Origin of the sequence: Nocardia carnea NBRC 14403 (assembly GCF_000308515.1) — a bacterium.
GTDB classification, from domain to species: Bacteria; Actinomycetota; Actinomycetes; order Mycobacteriales; family Mycobacteriaceae; genus Nocardia; species Nocardia carnea.
Genome location: NZ_BAFV01000042.1, coordinates 1 through 7,827 on the forward strand (window position 1 = coordinate 1; position 7,827 = coordinate 7,827).

Annotated in this window: 5 protein-coding genes and 1 pseudogene; 1 reads left to right on the plus strand and 5 read right to left on the minus strand. The window is 67.4% G+C overall.

From position 1 onward, the window contains the following. The 5 genes and pseudogenes from ON22_RS15945 to ON22_RS15965 all read right to left on the minus strand — a co-directional run. A pseudogene (locus ON22_RS15945) lies at positions 1–288 on the minus strand (hypothetical protein); the annotation flags it as partial. Continuing rightward, the gene (gene ruvX / locus ON22_RS15950; RefSeq protein ID WP_033241595.1) at positions 285–890 is read right to left on the minus strand and encodes a Holliday junction resolvase RuvX; all 606 of its coding nucleotides are present in this window, start codon (positions 888–890) and stop codon (positions 285–287) included. The gene ruvX and the pseudogene ON22_RS15945, both read right to left, overlap by 4 nt. Continuing rightward, the gene (gene alaS, locus ON22_RS15955; protein WP_033241594.1) at positions 890–3,568 is read right to left on the minus strand and encodes an alanine--tRNA ligase; all 2,679 of its coding nucleotides are present in this window, start codon (positions 3,566–3,568) and stop codon (positions 890–892) included. Before alaS ends, ruvX begins: the two co-directional genes overlap by 1 nt. Before the next feature lie 258 nt (positions 3,569–3,826). Then, positions 3,827–5,209, minus strand: a complete 1,383-nt coding sequence (locus ON22_RS15960; protein ID WP_033241593.1) for a replication-associated recombination protein A — start codon at positions 5,207–5,209, stop codon at positions 3,827–3,829. A 240-nt stretch (positions 5,210–5,449) separates the two neighbouring features. Continuing rightward, entirely contained in the window at positions 5,450–6,616 is a 1,167-nt protein-coding gene (locus ON22_RS15965; RefSeq protein WP_033241592.1) for a phosphotransferase family protein, read from the minus strand. Between the two features lie 191 nt (positions 6,617–6,807). On the opposite strand from ON22_RS15965, the gene ON22_RS15970 reads away from it, so the two are divergent. Further along, a partial coding sequence (locus ON22_RS15970; protein ID WP_063820594.1) for a DUF2189 domain-containing protein occupies positions 6,808–7,827 on the plus strand: 1,020 nt, incomplete at its 3' end.

Sequence of the window (7,827 nt, forward strand, 5' to 3'; positions counted from 1 at the left end):
CCGGCTGCGTGCCCGCGACCGCGGTCGCGGCTCGGGCTCGGCGTCGTCGTAATCGTCCTCGTCGTCGATGTATTCGTCCTCGTCGACGTAGCGGGGAATGACCGCGGTGTCGTCGTCCTCGTAGGGATCCCAGCCGGTATCCGGCTGATCGTCCCACTCGGGATCGTCGGCTACCGGCGTGGCGGCCGACCGGCGGGATCGCTCCCAGGCCTTGTCGTCGCGGCGGTATCGCCGCTCGGCCTCACGCTGCCGGAATCGCGCCTCCGCCTGCGCCCACCGATCCGTCATTCATCGTCTCCGAACAACGCGGTCCGTTCCGCGTCCTCGGCCGACCTCATCATCGAACTCCGTTCGTCCAACCAGCTCTGCAGGATCGAAACAGCAGCCGCCTGGTCGATCACCTGCCGCTGTCCACGTGCTCGGACACCGCTGTCCCGCAGAGCGCGTGCAGCAGACACCGTAGTCAAACGTTCGTCGGAAAGGCGGATCGGCACTTCGGGCAGCGAGTCGCGCAACTTTCCGGCGAACTCTACCGCCAGCCGTGCCGCGGTCCCGCTTTCGCCGCGCAACGTGCGCGGCAGCCCGACGATGACCTCCACCGCCTCGTATTCGGCCACGATCGCGGCGATCCGCGCAATATCCGTACCGGCGGCCGTTTTTCCACCCGCACCGCGTGCGGTGGAACCTCCGGATGTACGTCCGGATCGGCGGCCGGGCGAACCCGCCCGGGGCACGGTCTCCACCGGGGTGGCCAGCACACCGTCGGGGTCACTGGCCGCCACCCCGATCCGGACACTGCCCACGTCGATGCCCAGTCGCCGGCCGCGGCCGGGATCGGAATCGGGGTGCGGCCGGTCGACCGGGGTGTCCGCGCCGGAACCAGCCGCCATCAGCGGGCGTGTGCGCCGATATGGTCCCGGACCGCCGCCAGGCCTGCCTCGATACCCGACGGGTCCGAACCCGCCCCCTGAGCCATTTCCGGCTTACCGCCGCCGCGGCCGGAGATACTCGGACCGAAGACACCGACCAGCGCACCGGCGGCGAAACCCAGTTCCTGGGCCGCCTTGTTCACCGTGACGACGAACGGCACTTTGCCCTCGTTATTTCCGAGCAACACCACGATGGCGGGCGTGGAGCCCAGCCGGCCGCGGATATCGGTGGCCAGGGTGCGTAGATCACCGGCCGCCACGCCTTCCGGAGCGGCGGCGGCCACCAGCAGTACATCGCCGATCCGCTGCGCCGCATCGGCGTAGGAACCGGCCGAGGACAGCACGGCGGCGACCTTGGTCCGTTCGAGTTCCTTCTCGGCGACCTTCAGCCGGTCCACGAGCTGTTCCACCCGTCCCGGAACTTCGTCGGAGGGCACCTTCAGCATGGATGCGACACCGGCCAGCAGCGCCCGCTCCTTCGCCAAATGCCGGTAGGAGTCCAGCCCCACGAACGCCTCCACGCGGCGCACACCCGAACCGACCGACGATTCCCCGAGAAGGGTGATCGGGCCGATCTGCGAGGAATGCCCCACGTGGGTGCCACCGCACAGCTCCATGGAGAACGGTCCACCCATCTCCACCACTCGTACGCGGTCACCGTAGTTCTCGCCGAACAAGGCCAGCGCCCCCATTTCGCGGGCCTTGGGCAGATCGGTGACGAATGTGTTCACCGGGTAATCGGCGCCGACACCGTCGTTGGATACCGCTTCGATATCGGCCTTCTGCTGTTCGGAGAGCTGGCCCTGCCAGTTGAAATCGAAACGCAGATACCCGGGCTTGTTCATCGAACCGGCCTGTACCGCGTTGGGGCCGAGGATCTGTCGCAGTGCGGCATGCACCATATGGGTGCCGGAATGGCCCTGGGTGGCGCCGCGCCGCCAGGCGGGATCGACCTGGGCGAGCACCACATCGCCCTCGGTGATCTGGCCCTGGTCCACCGTGCACCGATGCACCCAGAGCTTCTTCGCGATCTTCTGCACATCGTTGACCGTGAGCTTGGTGCCCGCGGCGGTGATCGTGCCGCGATCGGCGATCTGACCGCCCGCTTCGGCGTAGAGCGGGCTGCGATCCAGGATCACCTCGATATCGGTGCCGGCGACCGCGGTCGGGACCCGGACGCCGTCGCCGATGAGCGCGAGCACCCGCGCCTCGGAGGTCAGCTCGTCGAAGCCGGTGAACTCGGTATCACCCCGGTCGACCAGTTCCTTGTAGACGGACAGGTCGGCGTGGGCGTGCTTACGGGCGTGCGCATCTTCCTTGGCGCGCTGCCGCTGTTCGGCCATCAGCGACCGGAAGCCCGCCTCGTCGACGGACAAACCGGCTTCGGACGCCATCTCGAGCGTGAGATCGATGGGGAAACCGTAGGTGTCGTGCAGGGTGAAGGCGTCGGATCCGGAGATCCTGCCGGTCTTCCCGGCCGGGGTGGCCGCCTTGACTTCCTCGACGGTTTCGTCGAACAGCCGCGACCCGGTGGCCAGCGTTTTACGGAAGGCCGTCTCCTCCCCGACCGCGACCGTTTCGATCCGCGCGAAATCGGTAGCCAGTTCAGGATAGGACGGCGCCATCTGTTCGCTGACGACCCGCATGAACTGGCTCATCACCGGTTGTTCGGCGCCCAGCAGCCGGGCCGAACGCACGATCCGGCGCAGCAGCCGCCGCAGCACGTAACCGCGCCCGTCGTTGCCCGGGTTGACGCCGTCGGCGATCAGCATCGCGGAGGTTCGCGCATGATCGGCGATCACCCGGAAACGCACATCGTCGGCGTGTTCGACACCGTAGGACCGGCCGGTGAGCTCTTCGGCCTTGTCGATGATGGGGCGCAGCAGATCGGTTTCGTAGACGTTGTCGACCCCCTGGAGCAGCAACGCGATGCGCTCGATACCCATGCCGGTGTCGATATTCTTCTTCGGCAGCACACCGATCGGCGGATGCCCGAGTTTGGGGCTGTCCTCACCGCGGATGTCCTGCATGAAGACCAGGTTCCAGATCTCCAGGTAGCGGTCCTCGTCGGCCACCGGTCCGCCGTCGCGCCCGTATTCCGGGCCGCGGTCGTAGTAGATCTCGGAGCAGGGTCCGCCGGGGCCGGGCACACCCATATCCCAGTAGTTGTCCTTGCCGTCGCGGAACTGGATCCGCTCATCGGGGATACCGGCCACCTTGCGCCACAACTCGGCGGCCTCCGGATCGGCCTCGTAGGCGGTGACCCAGATACGCCCGGGATCGAACCCGTAGCCGCCGTCTTCCTGGGATCTGGTGATCAGTTCCCAGGCGAAGCGGATCGCGTCTTCTTTGAAGTAATCGCCGAAGGAGAAATTACCGGCCATCTGGAAGAAAGTGTTGTGCCGTGTGGTGACGCCGACTTCCTCGATATCACCGGTGCGCACGCATTTCTGCACACTGGTCGCGCGCGGATACGGCGGCGTCTGCTGACCGAGGAAATACGGTTTGAACTGCACCATGCCCGCGTTCACGAACAGCAGGTTCGGGTCGTCGAGAATCAGCGATGCACTGGGCACCTCCGTATGCCCGGCACGAACGAAATGGTCCAGGAATCGCCGTCTGATCTCGTGGGTCTGCACAGATACTCAGCCTACCGGGGCGGTGCACGTGATTTATCACCGAGCCGGGTTAGGCATACCACCCCGGGTCGCCGCGGCCCTGTGTGCCGGCACCCGTGGACTCCGGCACAGCACCCGCCGACACGGACAGTACCGGTAGTGGCCGGAACGGTTTCCGGCGGCGAATAGGCCACGGCGGAAGCCGAGGCACCGGGTGGCGGAAATATCTACCGCCCGGCGCACCGTCCGCGGCGGAACTTTGCCCCGCCTACGACCGAGCTATGCCCTGCTGCGTCCGTTCGCGGACCGCAGACCGCGAACTATCCGGCGCAGGGTGCTCACCCGGGGGCCGACGGTCCGTTCGTTGCCGTGGTCGGTCGGGTGGTAGTAATCCACCCCGACCAGTTCGTCCGGCGGATACTGCTGGGCCAGCACACCGTCCGGATCGTCGTGCGGGTACCGATAGCCCTGCGCGTTACCGAGCGCCGCGGCGCCCGAGTAGTGACCGTCACGCAGATGCGGCGGCACTGCGCCCGCCTTACCGGCCGCCACATCGGCCATGGCCGCACCGATCGCCGCCACCACCGCACCCGATTTCGGGGCCGTGGCCAGATGGATGGTGGCCTGGGTCAGTGCCAGCCGGGCCTCCGGCAAACCGACCAGCTGCACCACCTGCGCCGCGGCGGTCGCGGTCTGCAGCGCACTGGGGTCTGCCATCCCGATGTCTTCACTGGCGTGGACCATCAGGCGCCGAGCGATGAAACGCGGGTCCTCCCCTGCGGTCAGCATCCGAGCGAGGTAGTGGACAGCGGCATCCACATCGGAGCCGCGAATGGATTTGATGAACGCGCTGATCACGTCGTAGTGCTGATCACCGGCCCGGTCGTAGCGGACGGCGGCCTTGTCCACGCTGGCGGCGACCAGGTCGAGGTCGATCGCGCCGTCGAGCGAAGATTCCGCGGAGGCCTCCAGGGCGGTGAGCGCGCGACGGGCATCGCCGCCGGCGATCCGGACGATATGGTCGATCGCCTCGTCGGTGACGGTGAACTGCTCGTCCAGCCCGCGAGGGTCGGCGAGGGCGCGGGAGAGCACGGTGCGGATATCGTCGGCCGTCAGCGAATGCAGCTGCAGTACCAGCGACCGGGAAAGCAGCGGTGCCACCACGGAGAACGACGGGTTCTCCGTGGTCGCGCCCACCAGCAGCACGATCCGGTTCTCGACCGCGGCCAGCAGCGCGTCCTGCTGGGTTTTGGAGAACCGATGCACCTCGTCGATGAACAGCACGGTCTGCTCACCCGCGGTCAGCCGCCGCCGGGCCACGTCGATTACCGCTCGTACCTCCTTGACGCCCGCCGACAGCGCGGACAGCGCCTCGAACCGGCGGCCGGTGGCATGGGAGATCAACGATGCCAGAGTGGTCTTCCCGGTGCCCGGTGGCCCGTAGAGCAGAACAGACGCCGCCCCCGAACCTTCGACCAGGCGGCGCAGCGGTGAGCCGGGACCGAGGAGATGCTGCTGCCCGACGACCTCGTCCAGGGCGGCGGGCCGCATCCGAACCGCCAGCGGTGCGCGGGTATCGCTGAGCCGAGCGCTCTGATCCGGAGCGGCAAAATCCGGTGCACCCGGCCCGGCACCGGGCATATCGAACAGACCGTCACTCATTCCGTGTCCTCTTGGGCCATGAGCGACGGTAACGAATGGTTGCGTTCTACTGCCTCCATGCCCGACTCGCTCATGTCAGCGACCGTACCGCCCGGCCCCGACACCCACTCCAGCGTGGACCCACCGTCGTGATCACAGCCCCGTTCCGGGGATGGTCCAACGCGACAGCAAGGTCGGCAGGGCGCCGACCTGCGCCGCAGCAGGCGGCACGATCACCACCCCGCAGCGCGACGAGACAGGTCAGCTGAGGTGTTCGTCGAGCAATGCGCACACGCCCTCGGCGAAATCGCCGACCGCGTCGTTGCCCAGGCACCGTGCGTCCTCGGCGAGCCCGGCCCACCGGTTGAGCAGGGCATCCGAGCGCGGCACCGACAGCCCGTGTTCGCGGGCAGCCGCGATCCGGGTGTGATCCGCGGGCAGGAACCAGTAGGTGCTGAGCCAGACCCAGATCAGCCGTGCTTCGAGAATCTTCTCGGCGAGCAGGTCGTCGTCGGCGAGGGCCGGCCATACGCCGACGACCTCGGCCCGCCAGGCCTCCACCATCTGGGTGGCCAGTTCGCGGGACAGTTCGATATCGCACAGGCAGCCGGGGAAGGACACCAGCGCGTACGCGATATCGAGAGTCGCGTCGCGGAAACCGCCCCATTCGTAGTCGAGGATCCGGGCACCCTCGTCGTTGATGATCACATTGTCCGGGCACAGATCCGAGGGGCTGAACGCCCGGAACCGGCCGCCACCGAACAGCCGGGCACCGTGCGCGACCTGATCGGCCACCTCGTCGGGTACCTCGATACCGAGTTCGCGCCGCAGCAGGGCGGGTACCTCCGCGACGGCGGCCTCGGCCTGCTGGGCGATACCGTCCACCCGGTGCACCACATCGACCCGGCGGAGCAGGGCGACGAAATCGAGTTCACGGCCGACCGTTGCCGCATGCATCCGGCCGAGCGCCTGCGCGAACGCCATCATCGCGTTCTGGGCGGCGGGTTCGGCACCGGAGCGCAGTACATCGGTGAGTTTGGTGTTCTCGCCCAGATCGCTGAGCACGAGCAACCGGTCGGGCAGGCTGTGCGCGATCAGGTACGCGCCGGGACGTTCGCCCCGGCTCAGCGCGGTGGTGAACTGGTAGGACACCGCTTCCCGGAGGAATGCCGAATCGACACTGGCCACACCCGGCATGATCGTCACGTTCTTGGGGTCCGCGACGGAGCCGCGCACCTGCTTGACGATCAGCGTGCGCGGTAGGGAGAAAGCGTTCTCGGCGACCCGGACCCGTAGGACGGTCGTCCGTCCGCTGCCACTGAGTTCGGTGGGATCGCTCAGCTTCACCGGAGCACCCATTCGCTTTGTGAGCAACTGCTGTGCTGCGGATACGACTTCGGTGGCTCGTTCGGCCAGTAGTGCAGTCATCGCATCTCAAGTTACTCGCATTCGGTCACTTCTAGCGAGCGGTTGAACAACCTTTCCGTGTCGCCCGGCGTGTCAGACGTGTTCCCCGGCGCATCTACGGCCTGCTTGACAGCGCTGCGCCGGTCGGGTTTTCTCGATCTGAACTGCTGTGCGCCACACCGGAAAACCGCCCCGCCGAAAGGTATGCCAGCGTGACCGACACACCGAGTTCCGCCCCCGACTCCCCCGGCGCCCCGGATACCGCAGGCAGGCAACCCACACCCGGCGAATCCCGGCCCGCGGCGGCCGGCGGTCCGGTCGCGGACAGCCCGCGTACCGCCGATTTCCCCGGGGGTGTCGTCCACGACTCCGGCCCTGGTAACCCGCCCGGAGTGGAGAAACCCGTCACAACCGCGGGCCCCGGCACCGACCCCGCCGCGCGCACGGTTACCGATGAACCCGCACAACCGGCCGCAACGAAACAGCCCGTACCGGGGCAGCCGGTACCGGACGGCACCGTTCCCGACCCGCACGCCGGCCAACCCGTCTACGGCCCACCTGGTACAGGTCCCGGGGCGGAATCACCGGTCTACGGCTATCAGGCGCTCGGTACCGGAATCCCCGGACGACTCGATGTCGGACATGCGCTCAGCTACGGATTGGAGAAGTTCCGCCTCAATCCCGGGCCCTGGATCGCGGCGACCTCGCTCGGCTTCATCATCTATCTGCTGTTCTATCTGGTGGCACGGATCACCGAACCGCGGTCGATGACCTCGTTGCTGGTGCTTTTCGCCGTCGTCATCGCCGGCCTCTGGATACTCCAGGCCGCTCTCGTCCGCGGCGCGCTCTACGAAACCGACGGCTATCGGCCGGGTTTCGGCTCCTATTTCTATATCGGAAATCTCGGTAACGCATTCCTGACCGCGTTACTGGCCTTCCTGGCCACCACTCTGGCTTCCGCGCTGTGCCTGATTCCCGGGATGCTGGTAGGTATCGGCTGTATGTTCTCGCTGCATTTCGCCGTCGACCAGGGCCAGACGCCGGTCGAGGCGATCAAATCCAGTTTCCTGCTGGCCCTGCGGGATCCGTGGCGGGTGTTCCTGCTGGCGCTGACCGTCGTCGTGGTCACCTGTCTCGGACTGCTCGCCTGTGGCTTCGGGCTGCTGGTGGCCGGCCCGGTGGCGGCGATCGCGGTCACCTACGCGTACCGCACCCTCACCGGTGGCCCGGTC

What these genes read in the sequence shown, in the direction of transcription:
- ruvX (WP_033241595.1), bottom strand. Translation starts at nt 890, where the DNA reads ATGGCGGCTGGTTCCGGCGCGGACACCCCGGTCGACCGGCCGCACCCC.
- ON22_RS15960 (WP_033241593.1), bottom strand. Translation starts at nt 5,209, where the DNA reads ATGAGTGACGGTCTGTTCGATATGCCCGGTGCCGGGCCGGGTGCACCG.
- ON22_RS15965 (WP_033241592.1), bottom strand. Translation starts at nt 6,616, where the DNA reads ATGACTGCACTACTGGCCGAACGAGCCACCGAAGTCGTATCCGCAGCA.